Below are 22,361 nucleotides of genomic sequence, written 5' to 3'. Positions count from 1 at the left end.
ATCATGTCCATTCGCACGATGATCGTCGATGACGAACCGCTGGCGATCGAGCGGTTGCAGATGCTGTGCGCGCGCGAACCGCGCATCGCCCTGGTCGGCACCGCCAGCGATGGCGAGGCGGCGCTGCGCCTGATCGAGGGGTTGAAGCCCGACCTTGTCATGCTGGACATCGCCATGCCGCTGCTGGACGGCATCGGCGTCGCGCGCGCGGTCGGGCGGATGGGTATGCGTCCCGCGGTCATTTTCGTGACCGCCTTCGAAGGCTTCGCGGTCGAGGCGTTCGACCTGGCGGCGGTCGATTACATGCTGAAACCCGTCGCGCATGATCGCCTGTCGCGCGCCATCGACCGGGTGGAGGCGGCGCTGCGCAACCGCTTGCCCGAAGGGGAAGCGGCGGCCGAGCCGCAACCTGAATGGGCCGAGGAATTCTGGGTGCCGCACCGGTCCGAGCTGATCCGCCTGGCCGCCGACCAGATCGACCGGATCGAGGCGGAGCGTGACTATATGCGGCTGCATGTCGGGCAGCACAGCTATTTGCTGCACCAGACGATCAGTTCGCTGGAGGAGCGGCTGGACCCGCAGCAATTTGTCCGCCTGCATCGGTCGCATATCGTGCGGCGCGACCATATCGCGCGGCTGCGCCATGATGGCAGCGGCGTGTGGTTCGCCGCGCTGGCGGACGGGGGCGAGATCAGGATCGGGCGCACATTCCTGGCGAACGCACGGGCGATGACGGGGCGCTGAGCCTCAGCGCGTTTCCAGCAGGCGCGCGTCCGGCCCCGGCAGCGCCGTGATCGCGACATTGGCGAACATGACGAGGCCGGCGATGATCATCAGCGTGCCGCGCTTGCGATCGCCCTTGCGCATGATGGCATAGATGCCGCCGCCCGTCAGCAAGACGCCCGCGAGCATGAGGATGGAAAGTAGCGTGCCGGCCATGGCCGATGCCATAAGCGGCAAGCTGGACTGTGGCAATTGCCGCCTTGTCCTCCTATGAGGCGCGCAGACACGAATCACCCGCAGGTGAAGGACCGTTGCAACCCATGAACATCGCCATCGCTTCCGATCATGCCGCCGTCGAATTGAAGGCGGAACTGGCGCAGTGGCTGCGCGCGGAGGGGCATACGGTCGAGGATCTGGGGCCGGCGACCGCCGACCGGGTGGATTATCCCGATTATGGTTACAAGCTCGCGACGGCGATCGCGTCTGGCGCGGCCGAGCGCGGCATCGCTCTGTGCGGATCGGGCATCGGCATTTCGATCGCGGTCAACCGCAACCCGGCGTGCCGCTGCGCCCTGGTCGGTGAGCCGCTGTCGGCCGCCCTGGCGCGCGAGCATAATGACGCCAATGTGCTCGCCATGGGCGCGCGCCTGACCGGCGTCGACATGGCGAAGGCCTGCGTGACCGCATTCCTGACCACCGAATTTGGCGGCGGGCGCCATGCCGGCCGCGTCGACAAACTCTCCCAGCCTGCGCTCTGAAAGGATCCCGCGATGAGCACCGACACCCTCTCCCCCCCCGCCCTGTCGGACATTCGTTCGGACGGCTATTTCACCCGCAGCCTGGCTGATGCCGACCCCGCCGTCTTTGGCGGCGTGCAGCAGGAGCTGAAGCGCGAGCAGACGCAGATCGAACTGATCGCGTCGGAAAACATCGTGTCCAAGGCGGTGCTGGAAGCGCAAGGCTCCGTCTTCACCAACAAATATGCCGAAGGCTATCCGGGCAAGCGCTATTATCAGGGCTGTGCGCCGTCGGACGTGGTGGAGCAACTGGCTATCGACCGCGCCAAGCAATTGTTCGGCTGCAACTTCGTCAACGTCCAGCCCCATTCTGGCGCGCAGGCCAATGGCGGCGTCATGCTGGCGCTGGTAAAGCCGGGCGAAACGATCATGGGCCTCAGCCTGGACGCGGGCGGCCACCTGACCCACGGGTCCAAGCCCAGCATGTCGGGCAAATGGTTCAACGCCGTGCAATATGGCGTGCGCGAGGACACCCACCTCATCGACTATGACGATGTCGAGCGGCAGGCGATCGAATGCCAGCCGAAGCTGATCATCGCCGGCGGCAGCGCCTATCCGCGCCAGATCGACTTCGCCCGCTTCCGCGCGATCGCGGACAAGGTCGGCGCTTTGTTCATGGTGGATATGGCGCATTTCGCAGGGCTGGTGGCCGGCGGCGCGCACCCGTCGCCCTTTGACCACGCCCATGTCGTGACGACGACCACGCACAAGACGCTGCGCGGTCCGCGTGGCGGCATGATCCTGACCGATGACGAGGCGATCGCCAAGAAGATCAATTCGGCCATCTTCCCCGGCCTTCAGGGCGGACCGCTGATGCATGTCATCGCCGCCAAGGCGGTGGCGTTCGGCGAGGCGCTGCGTCCTGAATTCAAGACCTATGCGCAGCAGATCGTCACCAATGCCCGGGCGCTGGCGACGAAGCTGGAGCAGCGCGGGCTGGCCGTCATTTCCGGCGGCACCGACACGCATCTGGCGCTCATCGACCTGCGCCCCTACGGCATTTCGGGCAAGGACGCGGACGAGGCGCTGGAGCGCAGCTTCATCACCTGCAACAAGAATGGCGTGCCGGGCGACCCGCTGCCGCCGACCAAGACCAGCGGCATCCGCGTGGGTTCACCCGCCGGCACCACGCGCGGTTTCGGCGTCGCGGAGTTCGAGGCGATCGGCGACATGATCGCCGATGTGCTGGAGGGGCTGCGCGACAAGGGCGAGGAAGGCGACGCGAGCGTCGAAGCCAATGTGCGCGAGCGCGTCAGCGCCCTGTGCGCGCGCTTCCCGATCTACGAGGGGTAAGACCGCTTGCGCTGCCCCTTCTGCGCCCATGAGGACAGCCAGGTGAAGGACAGCCGGCCGACGGAGGATGGCGCCGCTATCCGCCGTCGCCGCCAGTGCGAGGCGTGCGGCGCGCGCTTCACCACGTTCGAACGCATCCAGCTCCGCGACATCTGGGTAGTGAAGAGCGAGGGCCGCAAGGAAGCGTTCGACCGGGACAAGCTGGCGCGATCGGTCGGCATAGCCTGCCGCAAGCGGCCGATCGACCCCAGCCGGCTGGAAAAGCTGATTTCGGGCATTCAGCGCCAGCTCGAAACCAGCGGCGAGGGCGAAGTCCCCGCCCGCGCGATCGGCGAAATGGTGATGGAAGGGCTCAAACGCCTCGACAGCGTGGCCTATATCCGCTTCGCCAGCGTCTATAAGGACTTCACCGACGCCAAGGATTTCGAGGAATTCGCCGGCACGGTGCAGGAGGTGGGGCGTGAGTGAGGGGCCTTGGCCCGCACGCCAACTGCCGTTCGTCCTGAGTAGCCATTGAGCGAAGCCGAAATGGCGTATCGAAGGACCGCGAGATGAGTTTTCACACCTATATGCTGCGCTGCGCCGATGGCAGCTATTATCTCGGGCATACGGATAGTCTCGATGCGCGGATCGCGCAGCATCAGTCCGGCGACATTGCTGGGTATACGCACAGCCGCCCGCCCGTCTCCCTGGTGTGGCAGCAGGACTTTGGCTCGCGTGAGGAAGCCATAGCCGCCGAGCAGCAGATCAAGGGTTGGTCGCGCAAGAAGAAAGAGGCGCTGATCGCCGGCGATTGGGAGTTGATCAGCGCGTTGGCGCGCAAATCCTTCGATACGGGGCTTCGGCAGGCTCAGCCCCTACTCAGGACGAACGGGGAAAGGGGGCACATATCTCCCATAATCGTCCTCGTCCGCCCGCAACTGGGCGAGAATATCGGCAAGGCAGCACGGGCCATGCTGAATTTCGGGCTGACCGAGATGCGGCTGGTCAGCCCGCGCGATGGCTGGCCCAATCCTGATGCGGGGCCGGCAGCGGCGGGCGCGGACGTTGTGCTGGACGGCGCGCAGGTCTATGAGACGCTGGCCGATGCGGTTGCCGATTGCGCCCATGTCTATGCGACCACGGTACGCAAGCGCGGCGTGACCAAGCCGGTCGTGACGCCCGAGGAAGCGGCGCGTGAAATCCATGGCGCGACGGGGCGCAGCGCGTTCGTCTTCGGCCCGGAACGATCGGGCCTGGAAACCGACGATGTCGCGCTGGCGCGCAAGATACTGACGGTGCCGATCAACCCCGACTTCGGATCGCTCAATCTGGCGCAGGCGGTGATCCTGTGCGCCTATGAATGGTCGAAACAGGCGTCGCTGACGCAGCCCACCATGTCCGATCTGGGCGAACCCGCGCCGCAAGAGGAACTGGAAGGGATGATCGGCCAGCTGGAAACGCTGTTGGACAGCGCAGGCTATTTCTTCCCGCCCGATCGCGCGCCCGCGACCAAGCGGACACTGCGCAACCTGCTGACCAAGCCGGGCTGGAATCATCTGGAGGTACGGACATTGCGCGGCGTATTGTCCGCGCTGGGCAACCCCCGCGCCCGCTGACCCGCCGGTCAGATGCCGCCGGGATGCACCGGCCAGCCGCCCTGCTCCAGCGCGTCGGTCAACGCGGACACGCAGGCGTCCAGCCGCGCCGGATCCGTCGAGCGCACGACGAAATTCGCGCCGGTGCGGCCTTCGCGGAAAAAAGGGTAGCTGCCGATCTGGCAGCCTTCATGCGCCCGCTCGGTCTTGCCCAGCAGGTCGGCAACCTCGCTTTCGGCGACCCAGCAGCCGATCGTCGTCGCCAGCAGCGGGCTGCCCCCCTCCAGCGTGCCGGTCAGGGCTTCGAGCATGCCGGCGGTAATCGAAGGCACCCCGGCCATGATGAAGATATTGCCGTGCCGGATGCCCGGCGCGCCCGACATGCGGTTTTCGATCAGGCTCGCGCCATCTGGCACGCGCGCCATGCGCAATCGCGCGTCGGTGAGGCCGCCGCGCGTCTCATAATAGCTTTCAAGCACTGCCCGCGCCTTGGGATGGACAATGACCTCGACGCCCAGCGCCGCCGCAATGGCGTCAACGGTGATGTCATCATGAGTGGGGCCGATGCCGCCGGTGGTGAACAGATAATCATTGCGCGCACGCAGGATATTGACCGCCTCGACAATGGCGGGCTGATCATCGGCGACGACGCGCACTTCGGCCAGCCTGATGCCCTGGACATTAAGCCAGGTCGCGATCTGCGCCACATTCCTGTCCTGCGTCCGGCCCGACAATATCTCGTCACCGATGACGATCAGGGCGGCGGTCCAGGTGCGGTTCGGATCAGGCATGGCGCGGTCATAGCCGCGCCCGCGCGCCCTGCCTAGACGCCCCCTCGCATTATGGCGTGCGAGCGATTATAAACGGGTCATGACCGAATATATGACGATGACGGCCGATGCGCCGGTGAGCCGATCGACCGCGATCAAGCTGCATGACGAATCCGGCTTTGCAGGCATGCGCAAGGCCGGGCGGCTGGCAGCCGAGATACTCGACGCTCTGGTCCCCCATGTCGTGCCCGGCGTCACCACCGGCGAACTGGACGATATCGTGCGCCGCATGACGCTGGAGGGCGGCGGCGTCCCTGCGACGCTGGGCTATCGCGGCTACACGCACAGCTGCTGCATCAGCCTCAACAATGTCATCTGCCATGGCATTCCGGGCGACACGAAGATCAAGGATGGCGACATCCTCAACATCGACGTCACGCCGCAGGTGGGTGGCTGGCACGGCGATACCAGCCGCATGTATATTGCCGGCGACGCGCCGATCAAGGCACGCCGACTGGTCGAGATTACCTATGAATGCCTGATGCTGGGCATCGAGCAGGCGAAGCCCGGCAATCATCTGGGCGACATCGGCCATGCGATCCAGCGCTTTGCCGAAAAGCATCGTTATGGCGTGGTGCGCGATTTCTGCGGCCATGGCCTGGGCCGCGTATTTCATGACAGCCCGGAGGTGGTGCATATCGGCCGCCCCGGCACGGGTCCCGAATTGCGGCCGGGCATGTTCTTCACGATCGAGCCGATGATCAATATCGGCAAGCCGGACGTCCGCATGCTGGACGATGGCTGGACCGCGGTGACGCGCGACCGCAGCCTGTCGGCGCAATTTGAACATAGTATCGGCATCACCGAAACCGGATGCGAGATTTTTACGCAAAGCCCGGCCGGCCTGCACTGTCCACCCTATAGCTGATCGAGCGATGCCCATTATTTGGGCAGGGCGACAGGATATTGCCCGGAATGCGGGCAATATGGACAAAGATTGCTGCATCGCCGAAAGCAGTCCTAGCGATTCGCCGGTTGGCACGGTAATTGATAGCCATGAGGGACGGGCACCAGCCTTGCGGGGGCATGGGATCGTCGCTTGAGGAGAGGCATGGAGGCACCGCCGTGCATGTCGGGGCGCGTCATGGGTTGGGATTATTTGCGATGAAGAAGATCGAGGCGATCATCAAGCCGTTCAAGCTGGACGAAGTGAAGGAAGCGCTGCACGAAGTGGGCGTTTCGGGCATCACCGTCACCGAAGCCAAGGGGTTCGGCCGGCAGAAGGGCCATACCGAACTGTATCGCGGCGCCGAATATGTGGTCGATTTCCTGCCCAAGGTGAAGCTGGAAGTGGTGGTCGATGATTCGGTCGCCGATCGCGTGGTCGAAGCGATTTCCGCCGCGGCCCAGACCGGCCGGATCGGCGATGGCAAGATTTTCATTTCCGCGATCGAGGGCGCGGTGCGCATCCGCACCGGCGAGCGCGACAGCGACGCAATCTGACAAGACGGCCGGTTTCATCGGGGCCGGCCGGCCAGGCATCAACAAACCCCTTCGGGGGGGTTTTTCTGAAAGAAGGGCAAGCGCATATGGCCAACACGCCAAAAGACATCCTGAAGATGATCGAGGAAAAGGAGATCGAATGGGTCGATGTCCGCTTCACCGATCCCAAGGGCAAGTGGCAGCACCTGACCATGGTGTCGAGCGTGCTTGGCGAGGATGAACTGACCGACGGCCTGATGTTCGACGGCTCCTCGATCGAGGGGTGGAAGGCGATCAACGAGTCGGACATGATCCTCAAGCCCGACCTCGACGCCGTCTATGTCGATCCGTTCAGCGCGACGCCGATGCTCATCATCTTCTGCGACATTGTCGAGCCTGACACGGGCGAACTCTACAGCCGCGATCCCCGCTCGACCGCCAAGCGCGCCGAAGCCTTCGTCAAGTCGGCCGGGTTCGGCGACACGGTCTATGTCGGTCCGGAAGCCGAATTCTTCATGTTCGACGACGTGCGCTTCGAAAACGACTATTCGCAAAGCTACTACAAGATCGACGACATCGAACTGCCGACCAACACCGGCAAGGAATATGAAGGCGGGAACCTCGGCCACCGTCCGCGCGCCAAGGGCGGCTATTTCCCGGTCGCGCCGGTCGATCCGTGCACCGACATCCGCGCCGAAATGGTCAGCACTATGCTGGAAATGGGCCTGCCCTGCGACAAGCATCACCATGAAGTCGCCGCCGCGCAGCACGAACTGGGCCTGACCTTCGGCACGCTGGTGCAGACCGCCGACCGCATGCAGATCTACAAATATGTCGTGCAGATGGTCGCGCAGGCCTATGGCAAGACCGCGACCTTCATGCCCAAGCCGATCGCGCAGGACAATGGCAGCGGCATGCACACGCATATGTCGATCTGGGAAGGCGGCAAGCCGCTGTTTGCGGGCGACGGCTATGCGGGCCTTTCGGAAACCTGCCTCTATTTCATCGGCGGCGTCATCAAGCATGCCAAGGCGCTTAATGCCTTCACCAATCCGACCACCAACAGCTACAAGCGGCTGGTGCCGGGCTTCGAAGCGCCGGTGCTGCTCGCCTATTCGGCGCGTAACCGTTCGGCCTCCTGCCGCATTCCCTATGGCGCGGGCGCCAAGGCGAAGCGCGTGGAGTTCCGCTTCCCCGACGCGATGGCCAACCCCTATCTGTGCTACGCCGCGCTGCTGATGGCGGGCCTCGACGGCATCGAGAACAAGATCCATCCGGGCGCCGCGATGGACAAGAATCTCTACGACCTGCCGCCCGAAGAGCTGAGCCAGGTTCCGACCGTCTGCGCGTCGCTGCGCGAGGCGCTGACCAGCCTGGAAGCGGATTACGAATTCCTGCTCAAGGGCGACGTCTTCACCAAGGATCAGATCGAAGCCTATATCGAACTGAAATGGCCCGAAGTCTATCGTTGGGAAATGGCGCCGTCGCCGGTTGAATTCGACATGTATTACAGCGCCTGATCCTTTCCCAGGCATTGTGAAGAGAAGCCCGGCCGCGCGAGCGGTCGGGCTTTTTTTTGCGTTTCGACGCTTGTCCGGTCGGCCCGGCCCCCTCACATCGGCGCGATGAACCCGCTCGCATCGCTCGGCCTTTCCGTCCCCATCATTCAGGCGCCAATGGCTGGTGTGTCCTCGCCCAACATGGCGGCGGCCGTCAGCAACGCCGGCGCCTTAGGCTCGATCGCGGTAGGCGCCGTCGACGCGAGCCAAGCCCGGGCCATGATCGACGCCGTGGCCGCACGCACCAACCGCCCCTTCAACGTCAATCTGTTCGTCCACCAACCCGCTATCCAGCGCCCGGACGTCGAAGCGCGATGGCTGGCGGCCATGGCGCCCCTGTTCTCGCGGTTCGATGCCAGCCCGCCACCTACCCTGCGCGCCATCTATCGCAGCTTCGCCGAAGATGACGCGATGCTGGCCATGCTGGTGGAGGCTCGGCCAGCGGTCGTCAGTTTTCATTTCGGCCTGCCCGATGACCGGCAAATCACCTTGTTGAAATCGGTCGGCTGCATCCTTCTTGCCAGTGTGACGAATGCGCGCGAAGCGCGGGCGGCGCGGAAAGCAGGCATCGACCTGCTGGTGGCGCAGGGGTATGAAGCCGGGGGACATCGCGGCATGTTCGACCCAGCCTTGCCTGATGCGCAACTCGGCACCATGGCCCTCACCCGGTTGCTGGTCGAGCAATCCGGTCTACCCGTGATTGCCACGGGCGGGATCATGGATGGTCGCGGCGTCAGGGCCGCACTGGACCTGGGCGCGGTAGCGGCGCAGATGGGCACGGCCTTCATCGCGTGCCCCGAAAGCGACGCCGACGCCGCCTATCGCGCGGTGCTCTTCAGCGAGGCCGCCCATGACACGGTCATGACCCGCGCTGTTTCCGGCCGCGCGGCGCGCTGCCTGCGCAACGCCTTTGTCGATTGGGGTGAAGGGGTTGCAACGGCCCCGCCCGATTATCCGATCGCCTATGATGCGGGCAAGGCGCTGCACCGGGCGGCCAGGGCGCATGGCGAAACCGGCTTTGGCACGCAATGGGCGGGCCAGGGTGCGCCTCTGGCCCGCGCCATGCCGGCCGCTGAGCTGGTGGCGTGGATCGCGGCGGAAATGGCCGCGACTTAGCCCGGTATCACGGCCCCGAACAACAGGGTCGGCTCGCCGGCGGGGGACAGGACGATCTGGCCGCCGGCCTCCATCACCAGCTGGCGCACCATCCAGGCGGCGGCGGTCCGCGAGGCCAGTCCCTCGATCGGCAGCGTGCCCGCCAGCGCGGCGCGCAGGTCGGGATCAAGCACCAGTTTCGGCCCTTCGGCGCGGACGACGATTTCGGTGACGCCCGGCCGCGTTTCCGCGCCGATGTCGAGCTGCCCGCCGCGCACCAGCGCGTCGCCCGCGATCAGCGCCAGGTTGAGCAGAATCTTGGCCGCCAGCTTGCCCAGCATCTGTTCATCGACCATCCAGCCGACCTTGACCCGGCCGGCGCCCGCGAACATGCCTTCGATCGCGACCTTGGCTTCGTGCGGCGGGACAGCCTCGCCAAAGCCGCCGGCAGAACCGAAGGCCAGGCGGAAGAATTTCAGCTTGTTGGCCGACGTCCGTGCGCTGTCCCCCAGCAGGTCGAGGCAGCGTTCGCGCATCGCCGGATCGGTTTCGTCCGCCATCAGTTCCAGCCCGTTGTTGAGCGCGCCCACCGGGCTCAGCAGGTCGTGGCACAGGCGCGAACACAGGAGGCTGGCAAATTCGATGCTGTCGGTCGAGTTGGTCATGCGGATGCGGATCGCCAATGCTTGTAAGGGGACTGCTTGGCTAATGCGCCGCCCCGCCCCCCGATGCAACCCCGACTCACCGCCTTTCCGTCACCTCATGTCGAGCTTCGCCTCGGCAAATCGCACGGCGCCCCCCTCGCCCGGTCCGGCGATCCACAACCGCGCGTCGTCGCCCGCCACGATCAGCCAGTAAGCATTATCGGGCGCGGCGCAGGCGGCGTCCGTCGCCGATGGGACCGCTACCCCCGATGGGTGCGAATGATAATGGCCGATGACCGCCGGTCCGCCGTTCCGCGCGGCGCGATGGGCGGCGATCAGCACGGTCGGATCCAGTTCGAAATGCCGGGACGGATCGGGCGCAATATTGGCCGCCGGCGTTATGGCATCGATGCGCCCCGCGCTGCCCAGCAGCAGTCCGCATACCTCGTTGCGATCGGCCGCGCATAAGGCCCTGATTTGCCCCAGCACGCCCCTTGCTATCTCGACCTTCATGCCTATCTCCCTAGCCAATGGTCCCGGGGGATTCCATCATCGAAGCGACAATCGGCCCGGCGCAGCATGGACTGCGGCTGGATCGCGCCCTGGCGGACCTGTTGCCCGACCTGTCGCGCGAACGGCTGAAGGCTCTGATCGGCGAGGGACAGGTGCATGCCGCGCCCGCCGGCAAGATCAGCGGGTCGATGAAAGTGTCGGAGGGGCAGCGTTTCACCATCACCCTGCCCCCGCCCGTGCCATTGGATACGGTGGCGCAGGATATTCCGCTGACCATCGTGCATGAGGATGCCGACCTGCTGGTCGTCGACAAGCCCGCGGGCCTTGTCGTCCATCCCGCCGCCGGCAATCTGGACGGCACATTGGTCAATGCACTGCTGCATCATTGCGCGGGACAGCTGTCGGGCATTGGTGGTGTCGCGCGGCCGGGCATCGTCCATCGCATCGACAAGGATACGTCGGGCCTGCTGGTCGTGGCCAAGACGGACAGGGCGCATGAAGGGCTGGCCCGCCAGTTCAAGGATCACAGCATCCAACGGGCCTATGCGGCGATCACCTATGGCGTCCCCATCCCGCCGGTCGGCACCGTGGACAGCTGGATCGGCCGGTCGGACGCTGATCGAAAGAAGATGGCGGTTCATCGGGAAGGACGCGGCAAACATGCCGTCACCCATTATCGCACGCTGGACAGGCTGCGCGGCGCGGCGCTGGTGGAATGTCGGCTGGAAACCGGCCGCACGCATCAGGTCCGCGTCCATATGGCGCATATCGGGCACCCCTTGATCGGCGACCCGGTTTACGGTAGAGAAAGAAAAGGTTTCAAATCAATACTGGAAACGCTGGGTTTCAGAAGGCAGGCATTGCACGCCAGAATGTTGGGGTTCATACATCCGGTGAAGGACGAACCGCTTATGTTCGAAAGTGCACTTCCTGCCGATATGCAGGAACTGTTAAGCGCGCTTCACGTATAGGTTTCGACAAGTTTGCGACGGCGCCTGTGACGCCTCTTCTGGGTCCCGCCGCGCATGAAAGGGAAAGGTGACGACATGGCCAAGAGCAATGTCCCCGCGGTTCCGGCGCTGGGCGGTGAAGCCAGCCTCAACCGCTATCTGTCGGAAATTCGCAAATTTCCGCTGTTGACGCCAGAGCAGGAATATATGCTCGCGAAACGCTATCAGGAACATCAGGATCCTGAGGCGGCCGCGCAGCTTGTAACCTCGCACCTGCGCTTGGTGGCCAAGATCGCCATGGGCTATCGCGGCTATGGCCTGCCGGTCAGCGAGTTGATCAGCGAAGGCAATATCGGCCTGATGCAGGGCGTGAAGAAGTTTGAGGCCGATCGCGGCTTCCGCTTGGCGACCTACGCCATGTGGTGGATTCGCGCGTCGATCCAGGAATTCATCCTGCGCTCCTGGAGCCTGGTGAAGATGGGCACCACCGCCGCGCAGAAGAAGCTGTTCTTCAACCTGCGCCGGATGAAGAACAATATCGAAGCGTTCGAGGATGGCGACCTGCGCCCCGAGGACGTGACGAAGATCGCGACCGATCTGGGCGTCAGCGAAGACGATGTCATCTCGATGAACCGTCGCATGGCGATGGGTGGCGACACGTCGCTTAACGTGCCGATGCGCGAGGATGGCGAGGGCCAGTGGCAGGATTGGCTGGCCGACACCGATCCCTTGCAGGATGAGCGCGTGGCCGACGAGCAGGAAAAGGTCATGCGCCACGACATGCTGGTCGAGGCCATGGATGACCTGAACGATCGCGAGAAGCACATCTTGGCCGAACGCCGGCTGGCCGAGGAGCCCAAGACGCTGGAGGAACTCAGCCAGGTCTATGGCGTCAGCCGTGAGCGCGTCCGCCAGATCGAGGTGCGCGCGTTCGAAAAGCTGCAAAAGGCGATGATGCGCATCGCCGGCGGGCGGCTCGACAAGCTGGCGCGGTTGGCGACGGCCTGATCGAACGGAAATCTTATCGGAAAGGCCCCGGAGCGATCCGGGGCTTTTTTGTTTCCGCTGGTCATCGTGCCGCCGGGCTTGGTCGTTAAGTTGACGCAAAAGGATGGCGCACGCCGCCATATAGCGGCATCCTGTTGCTTCCTTGATTCACGGGAGCATCGATATGGCCCTGGACCTGACCCTTTACACCAATCCCATGTCGCGCGGGCAGATTGCCCGTTGGATGCTGGAGGAGGTGGGCGAACCCTATGACACCATCCTCCTCGGCTATGACGATGGGGGCATGAAATCCGCGGATTACCGCGCGATCAATCCGATGGGCAAGGTGCCCGCAATCGTGCATGGCGGGCGGGTCGTGACGGAATGCGCGGCGATTTGCGCCTATCTGGCCGACGCCTTTCCCGCCGCCGGTCTCGCACCGCCGCTGGAAGCGCGCGACGCCTATTATCGCTGGCTCTTCTTCGCCGCAGGGCCGGTCGAGGCCGCCGTCACCAACAAGGCGCTGGGCTTCGTCGTGCCGGAAGGGCGCGAGAAGATGGCGGGATATGGCAGCTTCGATGACGCGATCGCGACGCTTGAAATGGCAGTATCGGGCGACGCCTGGATATGCGGAGAGCAGTTCACCGCGGCCGATGTCTATGTGGGGGCGCAGGTGGACTGGGGCCTGGCGTTTCAGTCGATCCCCTCCCGCCCCGCATTCGAAGCCTATGCAGCGCGGTCGCGGGAACGGCCCGCCTATAAGCGGCAGAAGGAGATCGACAACGCCCTTATCGAGAAGATGCAGCAGGGCGGCTGACCAGGTTTCCACACCCAAAAAAAGGCCCGGCGGAAACCATCCCGCCGGGCCTTTCTGCTTTGCCTGAAATTGCGTTCAGTCGCGGCTGCCGCCCATGAACCGCAGCAGGAACAGGAACATGTTGATGAAGTCGAGATAGAGGTTGAGCGCCCCCATAACGACCGACTTGCCCATCATGTCCGTGCCGGCGACATGCGCGTAGATGCTCTTGATCTTCTGCGTGTCATAAGCGGTGAGACCCGCGAACAGCAGCACGCCAACAAAGCTGATCACCAGGTCCATCGCGCTGGAGCGCAGGAACAGGTTGATGAGGCTGGCGACCAGCAGGCCGACGACACCCATGATCAGGAAGGTGCCGAAACCCGACAGGTCCTTCTTGGTCGTGTAGCCCCAGAGGCTAAGGCCCGCGAAAGCGGCGGCGGTCGCGAAGAATGTCTGCGCGATCGACGTGCCGGTATAGACCAGGAAGATCGACGAGAGCGACAGGCCCATGACGGCGGCATAAACCCAGTAGAGCGTCTGCGCCGTGGCCGTGGACAGCCGGTTGATGCCGAAGCTCAGCACCATCACGAACGCCAGCGGGGCGAACATGATGACATATTTGAGGATGCCCGGCCCGGCGAGCACCTGATAGGCCAGGCCGCTCGACGCGAACAGCAGCGCGACGATGCCGGTCAGCAACACGCCGCTCGCCATATAATTATAGACTGAGAGCATATAGCGGCGCAGCCCGGCGTCGAACGCCTCGCCGCGTGCGGTGGTGGCGTTGCCAAAACCCGCAACGCCGGATCGGGGGTCGGACCAGTTGGCCATGAAATTCATCTCCTTTGCCGGCGCTTGTCGCCGGTCCCCTCATTATCGGCGCTAATGGCCGCGACTTCAAGCCAAACCGGAACAGAACTGGCACATTGCCAATGCGCGACTATAGTCGACCCATGCACCGCCTGTTCGTCGCCATCCGTCCCCCTGCCCCGGTCCGGTCCGCGCTCCTGTCGCTGGCCGGCGGCGTGGAAGGCGCGCGATGGCAGGATGACGAACAATTGCATCTGACGCTGCGTTTCATCGGCGATGTCGACCGCCACCGGGCCAACGACATAGCAGACCTGCTGGGCGGCATCCGCTTCACGCCCTTCGACGTGCGGATCGAGGGGGTGGGCAGTTTCGACCGCAGGGGCGTTGTGGATACGTTATGGACGGGCGTGCAGCCGCGCGACGCCTTGGCGCAGTTGCACCGCAAGGTCGATCGCGCCTGCGTGCACGCGGGCCTGCCGCCCGAGGGTCGCGCCTATCTGCCGCATGTGACGCTGGCGCGCTTTGGACGTGGTGGAGCCTTGGTCGATGCGTTCCTGGCGGTTCACGCCGGCCTCGCCGGCCCGTCCTTCCGCGTCGATGGCTTCACCCTGTTCGAAAGCCGCCTTGGCCATGACGGCGCGCGATATGAGGCGGTAGCAGACTATCGCGCCGATGGCGGGAGCCTGTCCCCCGCCATCTGACGCGAATATGCGGCATCAGCCGGCCTTGAGCACACCGCACGCTACGCGACCGCCGGCATTGCCGGCCGGATCGCTCTTGTTATCGTCCGCCTGCGCATGGATGACCACCGCCGCGCCATCGCTGTCCAGCAAGGGCATGGAGCCGGTCGAAATCATGCCGCCGGGCACGACATATTCCAGTTCGCCCATGCCGTCCGATCCCGCCATCATGTTGGGCATGTCGCCCATATGCTTGCCAGCGGGATTTTCCGAGCCATGCTGGCGATTGGTCGGGTTCCAGTGACCACCGGCGCTGGTGAAATCGGGCGGCGTGCACATGCCGGTGGTGTGGATATGCACAGCGTGCATGCCCGGCGTCAGCCCCTGCGCCTTAACGAGGACGTGCAGCCCGTCGGCCGCTTCGGTCACGGTCGCTGTGCCGCGCGCGCTGCCGTCGGCGGCCATGAGCTTCGTGCTGGCCATCGGCGCTTCGGCGGGCATCGCGGCGTCGGTGGCTGTCGTGGCGCAGGCGGACAGGGCGGCGCCCAGTGGCAGGGCGAGCAGGACAGGCAGGAATTTCATGAGCAAGTCTCCAAGGGCAGAAAAGCAAATATCATAGGCGAACGCGGCAGGCCGGCATTTGTTGCCGATGCGAACCGATTTGTCACGGCTGGTTACGCTCCGCGATCCGGAGAGCGAACTCAACAGGCAAAAAGATTTTCCTTGAGCGGATCCGTCAATTCCGTTATTTCTGTTTTTACGGAAAGGAACGTCATGCCACTTCTCAACCATCCCGACGCCAAGGCGTTCCTGCTTCACTGGGGCGAAATGGGCACGCAATGGGGCGTCAACCGTTCAGTCAGCCAGGTCCATGCGCTGCTCTATCTGTCCGACCGGCCGCTCCCCGCCGACGAGATTGTCGACCAACTCGGCCTCGCCCGCTCGAATGTGTCGACCGCGCTCAGGGAATTGCAGTCCTACGCGATCGTCCGTCGCGTCCATATGGAAGGCGACCGGCGCGACCATTTCGTTGCGGAGTTGGACCTGTGGGAAATGCTGACCCGCATCGCGGCCGAGCGCAAGCGGCGCGAAATCGACCCGACCATCGCCCTGCTGAACGAACTGGCCCAGCGACTGGCCAAGGACGACAGTTGCCCGCCCCATGTGCGCGAACGCATCACCCGCATGCATGAGTTCCTGTCCACCCTAGGCAATTGGTATGAGCAGATGCGCGTGCTGCCCAAGCCGACGCTGATCGCGCTTATGAAGCTGGGCGGCAAGGTCGCCCGCTTCCTGCCGGGCGCGAAGAAGGCACAATCCGACAACTGATCCACCGACCAGCCCCTCTTTCGCATGCCTGATAATTTCTGTTTTTACCGAAATAACGGAATTTACCAAAGGAGATGAATTATGGTTGAAATCGCCTATGCCCTTTATCTGGTCATCACGCTCGCCATCACTATCTGGGTCGCGCGCACCCTGTCTAAAAATGGCGAGGTCTTCCTGATCCAGTGCTTCTGCCATAATGCGCAACTGGCGCGCTCCACCAATCATCTGCTGGTCGTCGGCTTCTACCTCGTCAATATCGGCTTCATCACCCTGACGCTCAGCCTGGGCAAGGAACCGGTGACCTATGCCGACGCAATCCGCTTCCTGAGCGCCAAGATCGGCTTGGCCGTGATTGTGCTGGGCGGAATGCATTTCTTCAACATGGGCGCGATTTCGCATTTCGGGCGCAAGGTGAATGGCTGGCTGACCGATGGTCATACTCAGGCCGCCTGACCCAGGGCGCGGGCGGTCGCCGGCTGCCCGACGCCGCTCCGCCCCTCCAGCAAGGAACGGATCATGTATCGACCCGATCATCCGGGATGGTCTATCCCACTCGCCATCATATTGGCCGGCCCAATCTTCATCGCCCTGTTCTTCATAGCCGACCTCTATCTGAAACTACCCGCATCCATTGCCTTCGAGCCGTCAAACATGCTCGGCTACGCGACCAATGCATTGCTGTTGCTGGGCCTGGGGATGGCCATGAGCGTTCCTATCGCCATCCTGCCCATCCTGTTCGGCATGGCGCTGATGCAAATGCTGGTGCGGTGCTCGCCGGCGTTTCGTCCGCCGGTCGTGTGGGCCATTATCGGCGGCCCGATCGGCGCGTTACCCCTGTTGGCGTTCCAGCCGAAGGACATTTACAGACCGGCCGCCTTCGCGCTGGTGGCGACGTCCGCTATCTGTGCCTGGCTCTGCGGGCGCGGGCAATGACCTGACAGCGTGCTTGCGGGATGATAGAGCGCCCGCTTTCTCTGTAGACATGGAATCAGCATGCCCCATCATCAGGTCCATATCATTGGCGGCGGACTCGCCGGGTCGGAGGCCGCGTGGCAGCTGGCGAAGGCGGGTGTTCGCGTGCGGCTGTCGGAAATGCGGGGCGCGGGCGACATGACGCCGGCGCATCAGACGGACGGGCTGGCGGAACTGGTCTGTTCCAACAGCTTTCGGTCCGATGATGCCGACAAAAATGCCGTCGGCCTGCTGCATCAGGAGATGCGGCGGCTGGATTCGCTCATCATGGCGAGCGCGGAGCCGGCCAAGGTGCCGGCCGGATCGGCGCTTGCGGTCGACCGACATGTATTTTCGCAAGGCGTCACCCGCGCATTGGCCGAGCATCCCAATATCGAGATCGTGCGCGAACGGATCGACGCGCTGCCGCAGGACGGCATGACCATCGTCGCCACCGGCCCGCTGACCGCGCCCGCCCTGGCTCAGAGCATCGGCGCGGCGGCAGGGATGGAGCATCTGGCCTTTTTCGACGCGATCGCCCCCGTTATCCACCGTGACAGCATCGACATGGAGCAATGCTGGATGGCCAATCGCTGGGACAAGATCGGTCCCGGCGGCGGCGAGGGCAAGGATTATATCAATTGCCCGATGGACAGGGACCAGTATCAGGCCTTCGTCCAGGGGCTACTGGACGGCGAAAAGACCGAATTCAAGGAATGGGAGGCCAACACCCCCTATTTCGAGGGGTGCATGCCGATCGAGGTGATGGCGTCGCGCGGGCCGGAAACGCTGCGCCACGGCCCCATGAAGCCGATGGGCCTCGACAATCCGCGCACCGGCCGCTGGCCCTATGCGGTGGTGCAGTTGCGGCAGGACAATGCCAGCGGGACGCTCTGGAACATGGTGGGCTTTCAGACCAAGCTGAAGCATGGCGCGCAGGTCGAATTGTTCCGCACCATTCCGGGCCTGGAAAGGGCCGAGTTCGCGCGGCTGGGCGGGCTGCACCGTAATACTTTCATCCAGAGCCCCAAGCTGCTGGACGAGACGCTGCGCCTGAAAAGCGCGCCGCATATCCGCTTTGCCGGGCAGATGACCGGGTGCGAAGGCTATGTCGAAAGCGCGGCAATCGGCCTCATCGCCGGACGCTTTGCTGCGGCCGAACTGCTGGGCCGGGCGATGACGCCACCACCGGCCGACACGGCGCTGGGCGCGCTGCTGGGCCATGTGACGGGCAATGTCGCCACCGCCGACTATCAGCCGATGAACGTCAATTTCGGCCTGTTTCCCCCTCTGGACGACGTGAAGAAGAAACAGCGCAAGGAAGCCTATACCGCACGTGCGCGATCATCCCTGGGCGCATGGATGGGCGAACTGGAACTGGTATAAACAAATACTCAGCGTTCGGCTCGGCCGCCGGTTTTCGACACGCTCGAACTGAACGGGGAACCTTAGCATTTGCATTGGGGCTTCGGGGTCCGTTTCGGCGCGGTGGTGGCAAATTCCGCTGGGGTCAGCTTGCCGTCTTTGTTGGCGTCGGCGCTGGCGAAGCGATCGGACGTCGCGACCGCCCATTCCTCGAAGGACAGGAGGTTGTCGCCATCCTTGTCCAGCGCCTTGAACGCCTTGGTCCGGCTGCCCATCATTTCGAGTCGGGTGATGACGCCATCGCGGTCCTTGTCATAGCGGGCAAAGCGCTTTTGCTCGCGGGTCTGGGGGCTGGCCTCAGCCGGCATGGGCGGCGGCTTTCCCCTGGCGTTGGGATCGCCCCTGGGCAGCGGTTCGATCGCAGGCGGAGGCGGAGGCGCGGCGGCCAGTTGCGGCAACGGGGCCTGGCTCGCGCGGCTGGACCACCAGAAGAGGCCGCCCGCCATCAGCAGCAATGCCGCCATGCCGCCCATCAGCATACGCCCCATCGTCGCCCTCCTCCGTTCGCGCGACGGGCAACCTAACCCGATGCGTCAGCGCCCGACAAGCGCGATCCGCAGCAGCCGGAACGCCTGACCACGGGACATGCCGCGCGGCATCCCGCGCCCCTTGGCGACATCCTGCCGCGCCAGGGTGGACGCGATGCGCAGCGGTCGCCACGCAGCGGGCCAGCGCACTTGATCGACACGCGGCGACAAATCCCGAGCCAGCGCCAGCGCCGCGTCGGCAAGCGCCGCCTCCTCGACATGACCGGCAAGGTCCCACAACGCCCAGACCTGCCCCGCCGCGACCAGCCAGTCGGGCGCATCGTCCTGCCCGGCAAGCGCGCGGAACAGCCCCCCGCCGCGCCCGGTCGCATAGTCGCGCAGGCCCTGCGCGTCGATTTCAGCGTCGACCACCAGCACTTCCCAACCGTCGATCATCGCGACGAGGCCCGGCGCCGCCATGCCGCCCGTCGCGCGCAGGGCGTCGACGACCGGCTCCCCCTGCCCCTTTACGCCGGACGGGTCTTCGATGACGTCATTCCACCAGGCGAGGCGCATCTGGCCGATCGCCCGCTCGCGCGTCGTGCGCGCGACTTTGGCCAGCTGTGCGTCAAACGCCCAGATCGCCTGGTGGCGCGGCCCGTCCGCCCCGGCATGGGCCGACAGCAGTGTCGACAGCGGCGTCAGCAAGGATTCGATACTCATGCCCGGCCTGCGCGGCGAGGCTTTTCGAGGCCGATTTGCGATATTTTAAGCATTATCCTCCTAAAGACGTCCCGCGTGCGCACGCAGGCGCGCGCAAAAGCGCCCAGCCCGGATGTGGGGGGCTGTCGGGCGCGACATGGGTGATTGCGGACTGATGGGCAAGACGAACACAGATGCCAAGGGCTTTATGAGCCGTCTGGCGCGCAACCAGAAAGGCAATGTCATGGCGATGGTGGCTGCGGCCATCATCCCGCTGGCGGCGCTGATCGGCGGCGGGCTGGACATGGGCCGCGCCTATATGGCGCGCGCACGCATGCAGCAGGCCTGCGACGCCGCCGCGCTTGCTGGTCGGCGGGCGATGACGACGTCTTCGATGACGCCTGACAACATCACCGAAGCCAAGAAATTCTTCGACTTCAATTTCCCGCAGAGGACGTTTCAAGCCGCGACCTTCACGCCCGTCATCCGCAGCAAACCGGGCGAAACGACCACCGTTCAGGTGACGGCGTCGACCACGATGCCGACCACGGTTATGAAGATTTTCGGCTTCGAAACCCTGCCCCTGTCGGTGACGTGCGAGGCGCGCTTCGACATCGGCAATACCGACGTGATGCTGGTGCTCGATACCACCGGGTCGATGGCCTATGCCATCTCCGACGGCAATGGCGGCACGACGACGCGGCTGGCGGCACTCAAGCAGGCGGTGAAGGATTTCTACGACACGCTGGGCGCGGGATCGAACGCCACCGGCCGCATCCGCTACGGCTTCATGCCCTATAGTTCGACGGTCAATGTCGGCTATCAACTGCCTACCAGCTATTTGGTGGGCGGCATCAGCGGCGAGACATGGGATTACCAGACGCGGCGGCTGTTGACGAGCTATGGCACGGCGGTCAACCAGACGGGATCCTGGGTTCATACATCAGGAACGGTCTCCTCACCGACCACCTATAGCAGCACCAGCGGAGGAACGGCTGCGCAATGCGTTGCGCCCGCCAGCGCCACGCCCGTCGTCAATACGCCGACCACGACGACCACAACCGACCCCGTCACGGGCGTTCGCACGACCACCACGGTCACGACGCGCACCACCAATGGCTATGCCTATAATGCGACCTATACCCCGGCTGTTGCGGGAGGCTGGCAGTGGCAGGGATGGAGCCTGGTCTATGTTGCTCCAAAGCCGAGCCAGTGCGTCATCACGCGTACCCAATATAGCAACTATGTTGAAACCAAAACGGACAGCAGCACGCAGACGCCACAGAAGAGCTGGGAATATGGCAAGTTCCCGCTGACGGTATCCTCCTTCATCACCGGAAACGCCGTTGCCAACCCGGCCTATGACGCCAGCGTGCCGACCGACTCCAGCGGCAATGTCGTGGCGGCCACGTCGACTTGGGCGGGCTGTATCGAGGAGCGGGATACCGACAGCACTATCACCGCCAGCACATCGACCAGCAGCACGCCGTCCAATGCGCAGGACCTCAATATCGACGCCCTGCCCGATCCGACGCAGAAGGGCACCAAGTGGCGACCGCACTGGCCCGATGTCGAATTCACCCGCAGCAACAGTGCGTCGGGCACCTGGCTCAACACGCAGGCGCGCAAGGATGGCGGCTGGAACGCCTGCCCCAGCCAGTCGCGCAGGCTGACCAGCTACGCCAACCGGACGAGCACGCCCACCGGCCAGTCCAGCAGCTTCAACAGCTATGTCGACAGCCTGATCGCGGTCGGTGGCACCTATCACGACATCGGCATGCTGTGGGGCGCGCGCTTCCTGTCGCCCAAGGGCATTTTCGCCAGCGACAACAGCAACGCGCCCAACGGGTTCAACATTTCCCGGCATATCGTCTTCATGACCGATGGCGACATGAGCGCCTATCAACAGGTCTATGGCGCCTATGGCTATCAATTGCTCGACGCGCGCGTTGCTGCCGGCAGCACCAGCGACACCGACCTGACCGCGATCCACAACACGCGCCTGCAAATGCTGTGCAATGCGATCAAGGCCAAGGGCATCACCATCTGGGTTATCGGGTTCCGCAACCAATCGGAAGGCGATATTCAAACGCCGCTGCAAAATTGCGCCACCAGCACCAACCATTGGACCATGGCCTATGACGCCGCGTCGCTGAGCCAGAAATTCAAGGACATTGCCAAGAATATTGGCGGTCTGCGGGTGTCGCAATGAGGGGGCGGATTATGGCGATGCTGACGCGGCTGGGTAGGGATGCGCGCGGCGTCACGCTGCTGGAATTCGGGCTGATTGCGCCACCGCTGATGCTGACGATCATGGCGATCGGCGACATGGGCTATCAATCCTACTGGCGCGCCGTTGCCCGTGGCGTACTGGAAAAGGCCGCGCGCGCCGCGTCGGTCGGCACGCTCAACGGCACGCAGTTCGACGCCTATATCACCCAGCAGATGCGCGCCATCAGCGCCCGGAATGCCAGCCCGCCCCATATCGTCAAGAAAAGCTATTATAATTTCTCGCGCGTGGGAAAGCCCGAGAAGATCACGTCTGACACCGCGCCGCTGGGCGTCTATAATAGCGGCGACTGTTATGAGGACGCCAATGGCAATGGCAGCTTCGACGCATCGGGCGGCAGCACCGGACTGGGGAGCGCGGACGACATCGTCTATTACGAGGTCACTTTGTCACAGCCGCGCCTGTTCCCGATGGCAAGGCTGCTGGGATGGAGCCCCACCCAGTCGGTGACGGTGTCAACCATGGTCCGCAACCAGCCCTGGGCGAACCAGGCCACGCCCACGATCCGCTGCTCATGA

General features: G+C 64.2%; 27 protein-coding genes. 19 read left to right on the top strand and 8 right to left on the bottom strand.

All coding sequences use genetic code 11. From position 1 onward, the window contains the following. The first annotated feature begins 3 nt into the window (after positions 1-3). The gene (locus tag SAB01S_RS14730; protein ID WP_021228252.1) at positions 4-744 is read left to right on the top strand and encodes a LytR/AlgR family response regulator transcription factor; all 741 of its coding nucleotides are present in this window, start codon (positions 4-6) and stop codon (positions 742-744) included. Positions 745-747: 3 nt separating this feature from the next. Here SAB01S_RS14730 and SAB01S_RS14725 read toward each other — a convergent pair whose 3' ends face one another. Further along, a complete protein-coding gene (locus tag SAB01S_RS14725; protein WP_062733900.1) occupies positions 748-939 on the bottom strand; it encodes a hypothetical protein in 192 nt (63 codons plus the stop codon). A gap of 104 nt (positions 940-1,043) precedes the next feature. Between SAB01S_RS14725 and rpiB the strand changes: the two genes are divergently transcribed. The 4 genes from rpiB to SAB01S_RS14705 all read left to right on the top strand — a co-directional run bounded on the left by rpiB (position 1,044) and on the right by SAB01S_RS14705 (position 4,411). After that, positions 1,044-1,481: a ribose 5-phosphate isomerase B gene (gene rpiB, locus SAB01S_RS14720; protein WP_062733881.1), complete on the top strand. Its 438-nt coding sequence runs from the start codon at positions 1,044-1,046 to the stop codon at positions 1,479-1,481. A gap of 12 nt (positions 1,482-1,493) precedes the next feature. Next, a complete protein-coding gene (glyA, locus tag SAB01S_RS14715; protein WP_062733879.1) occupies positions 1,494-2,813 on the top strand; it encodes a serine hydroxymethyltransferase in 1,320 nt (439 codons plus the stop codon). A gap of 6 nt (positions 2,814-2,819) precedes the next feature. After that, the gene (gene nrdR, locus SAB01S_RS14710) at positions 2,820-3,281 is read left to right on the top strand and encodes a transcriptional regulator NrdR (protein ID WP_031299029.1); all 462 of its coding nucleotides are present in this window, start codon (positions 2,820-2,822) and stop codon (positions 3,279-3,281) included. Positions 3,282-3,364: 83 nt separating this feature from the next. Further along, positions 3,365-4,411, top strand: a complete 1,047-nt coding sequence (locus SAB01S_RS14705; RefSeq protein ID WP_083951367.1) for a TrmJ/YjtD family RNA methyltransferase — start codon at positions 3,365-3,367, stop codon at positions 4,409-4,411. Positions 4,412-4,419: 8 nt separating this feature from the next. On the opposite strand, the gene SAB01S_RS14700 is transcribed toward SAB01S_RS14705, so the two are convergent. Continuing rightward, the gene (locus SAB01S_RS14700) at positions 4,420-5,181 is read right to left on the bottom strand and encodes a competence/damage-inducible protein A (RefSeq protein WP_062733877.1); all 762 of its coding nucleotides are present in this window, start codon (positions 5,179-5,181) and stop codon (positions 4,420-4,422) included. Positions 5,182-5,260: 79 nt separating this feature from the next. Here SAB01S_RS14700 and map point away from each other — a divergent pair, with 79 nt between their 5' ends. From map to SAB01S_RS14680, 4 genes are all read left to right on the top strand, one after another. Continuing rightward, positions 5,261-6,088 carry a type I methionyl aminopeptidase gene (gene map, locus SAB01S_RS14695; protein WP_062733876.1) on the top strand — a complete coding sequence of 276 codons (828 nt, stop codon included), beginning with the start codon at positions 5,261-5,263 and terminating at the stop codon, positions 6,086-6,088. A gap of 236 nt (positions 6,089-6,324) precedes the next feature. Continuing rightward, complete coding sequence (locus SAB01S_RS14690) at positions 6,325-6,663, top strand: P-II family nitrogen regulator (RefSeq protein ID WP_062733874.1); 339 nt, start codon at positions 6,325-6,327, stop codon at positions 6,661-6,663. Between the two features lie 86 nt (positions 6,664-6,749). Then, positions 6,750-8,162, top strand: coding sequence for a type I glutamate--ammonia ligase (gene glnA / locus SAB01S_RS14685; protein WP_021228261.1), 1,413 nt, complete (start codon positions 6,750-6,752; stop codon positions 8,160-8,162). A 105-nt stretch (positions 8,163-8,267) separates the two neighbouring features. Beyond that, a complete protein-coding gene (locus SAB01S_RS14680; RefSeq protein WP_062733872.1) occupies positions 8,268-9,317 on the top strand; it encodes an NAD(P)H-dependent flavin oxidoreductase in 1,050 nt (349 codons plus the stop codon). Here the strand turns inward: SAB01S_RS14680 and SAB01S_RS14675 are convergent. Both SAB01S_RS14675 and SAB01S_RS14670 read right to left on the bottom strand, forming a co-directional pair. Continuing rightward, the gene (locus SAB01S_RS14675; protein WP_062733897.1) at positions 9,314-9,961 is read right to left on the bottom strand and encodes a histidine phosphotransferase family protein; all 648 of its coding nucleotides are present in this window, start codon (positions 9,959-9,961) and stop codon (positions 9,314-9,316) included. The two genes, SAB01S_RS14680 and SAB01S_RS14675, sit on opposite strands and share 4 nt — an antisense overlap. Positions 9,962-10,051: 90 nt before the next feature. Continuing rightward, on the bottom strand, positions 10,052-10,453 hold the full coding sequence (locus SAB01S_RS14670; RefSeq protein WP_062733871.1) for a M67 family metallopeptidase: 402 nt from the start codon (positions 10,451-10,453) through the stop codon (positions 10,052-10,054). 17 nt (positions 10,454-10,470) lie between these two features. On the opposite strand from SAB01S_RS14670, the gene SAB01S_RS14665 reads away from it, so the two are divergent. From SAB01S_RS14665 to SAB01S_RS14655, 3 genes are all read left to right on the top strand, one after another. Further along, entirely contained in the window at positions 10,471-11,424 is a 954-nt protein-coding gene (locus tag SAB01S_RS14665; RefSeq protein WP_062733869.1) for an RluA family pseudouridine synthase, read from the top strand. 75 nt (positions 11,425-11,499) lie between these two features. Beyond that, positions 11,500-12,411 (top strand): RNA polymerase sigma factor RpoH, encoded by a 912-nt coding sequence (gene rpoH, locus SAB01S_RS14660; RefSeq protein ID WP_021228265.1) that lies wholly within the window; start codon positions 11,500-11,502, stop codon positions 12,409-12,411. Between the two features lie 163 nt (positions 12,412-12,574). Then, a complete protein-coding gene (locus SAB01S_RS14655) occupies positions 12,575-13,207 on the top strand; it encodes a glutathione S-transferase family protein (RefSeq protein ID WP_062733867.1) in 633 nt (210 codons plus the stop codon). 75 nt (positions 13,208-13,282) lie between these two features. On the opposite strand, the gene SAB01S_RS14650 is transcribed toward SAB01S_RS14655, so the two are convergent. Then, positions 13,283-14,020 carry a Bax inhibitor-1/YccA family protein gene (locus SAB01S_RS14650; protein ID WP_031299036.1) on the bottom strand — a complete coding sequence of 246 codons (738 nt, stop codon included), beginning with the start codon at positions 14,018-14,020 and terminating at the stop codon, positions 13,283-13,285. 122 nt (positions 14,021-14,142) lie between these two features. Here SAB01S_RS14650 and thpR point away from each other — a divergent pair, with 122 nt between their 5' ends. After that, a complete protein-coding gene (gene thpR / locus SAB01S_RS14645; protein ID WP_062733865.1) occupies positions 14,143-14,700 on the top strand; it encodes an RNA 2',3'-cyclic phosphodiesterase in 558 nt (185 codons plus the stop codon). Positions 14,701-14,715: 15 nt separating this feature from the next. Here thpR and SAB01S_RS14640 read toward each other — a convergent pair whose 3' ends face one another. After that, complete coding sequence (locus SAB01S_RS14640) at positions 14,716-15,261, bottom strand: superoxide dismutase family protein (protein WP_062733863.1); 546 nt, start codon at positions 15,259-15,261, stop codon at positions 14,716-14,718. A gap of 192 nt (positions 15,262-15,453) precedes the next feature. Between SAB01S_RS14640 and SAB01S_RS14635 the strand changes: the two genes are divergently transcribed. The 4 genes from SAB01S_RS14635 to trmFO all read left to right on the top strand — a co-directional run bounded on the left by SAB01S_RS14635 (position 15,454) and on the right by trmFO (position 18,345). Next, complete coding sequence (locus SAB01S_RS14635) at positions 15,454-16,008, top strand: GbsR/MarR family transcriptional regulator (protein WP_062733862.1); 555 nt, start codon at positions 15,454-15,456, stop codon at positions 16,006-16,008. Between the two features lie 81 nt (positions 16,009-16,089). Further along, positions 16,090-16,461 carry a hypothetical protein gene (locus tag SAB01S_RS14630; RefSeq protein ID WP_062733860.1) on the top strand — a complete coding sequence of 124 codons (372 nt, stop codon included), beginning with the start codon at positions 16,090-16,092 and terminating at the stop codon, positions 16,459-16,461. Positions 16,462-16,524: 63 nt separating this feature from the next. Continuing rightward, positions 16,525-16,941 carry a hypothetical protein gene (locus SAB01S_RS14625; RefSeq protein ID WP_218016159.1) on the top strand — a complete coding sequence of 139 codons (417 nt, stop codon included), beginning with the start codon at positions 16,525-16,527 and terminating at the stop codon, positions 16,939-16,941. A 60-nt stretch (positions 16,942-17,001) separates the two neighbouring features. Further along, entirely contained in the window at positions 17,002-18,345 is a 1,344-nt protein-coding gene (gene trmFO / locus SAB01S_RS14620; RefSeq protein ID WP_062733857.1) for a methylenetetrahydrofolate--tRNA-(uracil(54)-C(5))-methyltransferase (FADH(2)-oxidizing) TrmFO, read from the top strand. Positions 18,346-18,407: 62 nt separating this feature from the next. Here trmFO and SAB01S_RS14615 read toward each other — a convergent pair whose 3' ends face one another. After that, a complete protein-coding gene (locus SAB01S_RS14615; RefSeq protein WP_062733855.1) occupies positions 18,408-18,872 on the bottom strand; it encodes an EF-hand domain-containing protein in 465 nt (154 codons plus the stop codon). Positions 18,873-18,917: 45 nt separating this feature from the next. Then, entirely contained in the window at positions 18,918-19,574 is a 657-nt protein-coding gene (locus SAB01S_RS14610; protein WP_062733854.1) for a hypothetical protein, read from the bottom strand. A gap of 154 nt (positions 19,575-19,728) precedes the next feature. Here SAB01S_RS14610 and SAB01S_RS14605 point away from each other — a divergent pair, with 154 nt between their 5' ends. Continuing rightward, a complete protein-coding gene (locus SAB01S_RS14605; RefSeq protein WP_062733852.1) occupies positions 19,729-21,765 on the top strand; it encodes a pilus assembly protein in 2,037 nt (678 codons plus the stop codon). Between the two features lie 11 nt (positions 21,766-21,776). Further along, positions 21,777-22,361, top strand: a complete 585-nt coding sequence (locus SAB01S_RS14600; RefSeq protein WP_245646496.1) for a TadE/TadG family type IV pilus assembly protein — start codon at positions 21,777-21,779, stop codon at positions 22,359-22,361.

The sequence above is a fragment of the Sphingobium abikonense NBRC 16140 genome (genome assembly GCF_001598335.1).
GTDB classification, from domain to species: Bacteria; Pseudomonadota; Alphaproteobacteria; order Sphingomonadales; family Sphingomonadaceae; genus Sphingobium; species Sphingobium abikonense.
Note: the sequence above shows the minus strand (reverse complement) of the source record. Positions and strands in the feature narration are given on the sequence as shown.

Excerpts from the sequence above, each read along its gene's own strand:
- SAB01S_RS14705 (WP_083951367.1), top strand. The coding sequence starts at position 3,365 with ATGAGTTTTCACACCTATATGCTGCGCTGCGCCGATGGCAGCTATTAT.
- glnA (WP_021228261.1), top strand. The coding sequence starts at position 6,750 with ATGGCCAACACGCCAAAAGACATCCTGAAGATGATCGAGGAAAAGGAG.
- SAB01S_RS14675 (WP_062733897.1), bottom strand. The coding sequence starts at position 9,961 with ATGACCAACTCGACCGACAGCATCGAATTTGCCAGCCTCCTGTGTTCG.
- SAB01S_RS14615 (WP_062733855.1), bottom strand. The coding sequence starts at position 18,872 with ATGGGGCGTATGCTGATGGGCGGCATGGCGGCATTGCTGCTGATGGCG.
- SAB01S_RS14600 (WP_245646496.1), top strand. The coding sequence starts at position 21,777 with ATGGCGATGCTGACGCGGCTGGGTAGGGATGCGCGCGGCGTCACGCTG.
- SAB01S_RS14630 (WP_062733860.1), top strand. The coding sequence starts at position 16,090 with ATGGTTGAAATCGCCTATGCCCTTTATCTGGTCATCACGCTCGCCATC.
- SAB01S_RS14605 (WP_062733852.1), top strand. The coding sequence starts at position 19,729 with ATGGGCAAGACGAACACAGATGCCAAGGGCTTTATGAGCCGTCTGGCG.
- rpoH (WP_021228265.1), top strand. The coding sequence starts at position 11,500 with ATGGCCAAGAGCAATGTCCCCGCGGTTCCGGCGCTGGGCGGTGAAGCC.
- glyA (WP_062733879.1), top strand. The coding sequence starts at position 1,494 with ATGAGCACCGACACCCTCTCCCCCCCCGCCCTGTCGGACATTCGTTCG.
- map (WP_062733876.1), top strand. The coding sequence starts at position 5,261 with ATGACCGAATATATGACGATGACGGCCGATGCGCCGGTGAGCCGATCG.
- SAB01S_RS14640 (WP_062733863.1), bottom strand. The coding sequence starts at position 15,261 with ATGAAATTCCTGCCTGTCCTGCTCGCCCTGCCACTGGGCGCCGCCCTG.
- SAB01S_RS14670 (WP_062733871.1), bottom strand. The coding sequence starts at position 10,453 with ATGAAGGTCGAGATAGCAAGGGGCGTGCTGGGGCAAATCAGGGCCTTA.
- SAB01S_RS14680 (WP_062733872.1), top strand. The coding sequence starts at position 8,268 with ATGAACCCGCTCGCATCGCTCGGCCTTTCCGTCCCCATCATTCAGGCG.
- SAB01S_RS14650 (WP_031299036.1), bottom strand. The coding sequence starts at position 14,020 with ATGGCCAACTGGTCCGACCCCCGATCCGGCGTTGCGGGTTTTGGCAAC.
- SAB01S_RS14665 (WP_062733869.1), top strand. The coding sequence starts at position 10,471 with ATGGTCCCGGGGGATTCCATCATCGAAGCGACAATCGGCCCGGCGCAG.
- thpR (WP_062733865.1), top strand. The coding sequence starts at position 14,143 with ATGCACCGCCTGTTCGTCGCCATCCGTCCCCCTGCCCCGGTCCGGTCC.
- SAB01S_RS14610 (WP_062733854.1), bottom strand. The coding sequence starts at position 19,574 with ATGAGTATCGAATCCTTGCTGACGCCGCTGTCGACACTGCTGTCGGCC.
- rpiB (WP_062733881.1), top strand. The coding sequence starts at position 1,044 with ATGAACATCGCCATCGCTTCCGATCATGCCGCCGTCGAATTGAAGGCG.
- SAB01S_RS14700 (WP_062733877.1), bottom strand. The coding sequence starts at position 5,181 with ATGCCTGATCCGAACCGCACCTGGACCGCCGCCCTGATCGTCATCGGT.
- SAB01S_RS14725 (WP_062733900.1), bottom strand. The coding sequence starts at position 939 with ATGGCCGGCACGCTACTTTCCATCCTCATGCTCGCGGGCGTCTTGCTG.
- SAB01S_RS14730 (WP_021228252.1), top strand. The coding sequence starts at position 4 with ATGTCCATTCGCACGATGATCGTCGATGACGAACCGCTGGCGATCGAG.
- SAB01S_RS14635 (WP_062733862.1), top strand. The coding sequence starts at position 15,454 with ATGCCACTTCTCAACCATCCCGACGCCAAGGCGTTCCTGCTTCACTGG.
- SAB01S_RS14625 (WP_218016159.1), top strand. The coding sequence starts at position 16,525 with ATGTATCGACCCGATCATCCGGGATGGTCTATCCCACTCGCCATCATA.
- SAB01S_RS14690 (WP_062733874.1), top strand. The coding sequence starts at position 6,325 with ATGAAGAAGATCGAGGCGATCATCAAGCCGTTCAAGCTGGACGAAGTG.
- trmFO (WP_062733857.1), top strand. The coding sequence starts at position 17,002 with ATGCCCCATCATCAGGTCCATATCATTGGCGGCGGACTCGCCGGGTCG.
- SAB01S_RS14655 (WP_062733867.1), top strand. The coding sequence starts at position 12,575 with ATGGCCCTGGACCTGACCCTTTACACCAATCCCATGTCGCGCGGGCAG.